Source organism: Finegoldia sp. P3-F-LR, assembly GCF_052932165.1.
In genome coordinates this window covers 1-260 of sequence record NZ_JBRFJE010000074.1, presented here as the reverse complement: position 1 = coordinate 260, position 260 = coordinate 1, and the positions used below count along the sequence as shown (strand labels likewise).

Genomic DNA, 260 nt, shown 5'->3' with positions numbered 1-260 from the left:
TAATACCCGAAGCCTGTGACCTAATTGAGGAGCAGTCGAAGGTAGGATTGATGACTGGGGTGAAGTCGTAACAAGGTAGCCGTATCGGAAGGTGCGGCTGGATCACCTCCTTTCTAAGGAGTGCTAAGCTCTTAAGTATTTACTTTAAGGTTCTTTTATGGGGGTATAGCTCAGTTGGGAGAGCACCTGCCTTGCAAGCAGGGGGTCAGGAGTTCGAATCTCCTTATCTCCACCAATGACCTAACAGCAATCTTCGATTG

General features: G+C 48.1%; 1 tRNA gene and 1 rRNA gene. Both read left to right on the top strand.

The window, feature by feature from the left end:
* Positions 1 to 113 (top strand): 16S ribosomal RNA (locus ACU68U_RS09385); the annotation flags it as partial.
* A 46-nt stretch (positions 114 to 159) separates the two neighbouring features.
* A tRNA-Ala gene (locus tag ACU68U_RS09380) sits at positions 160 to 235 on the top strand.
* Positions 236 to 260 lie beyond the last annotated feature (25 nt).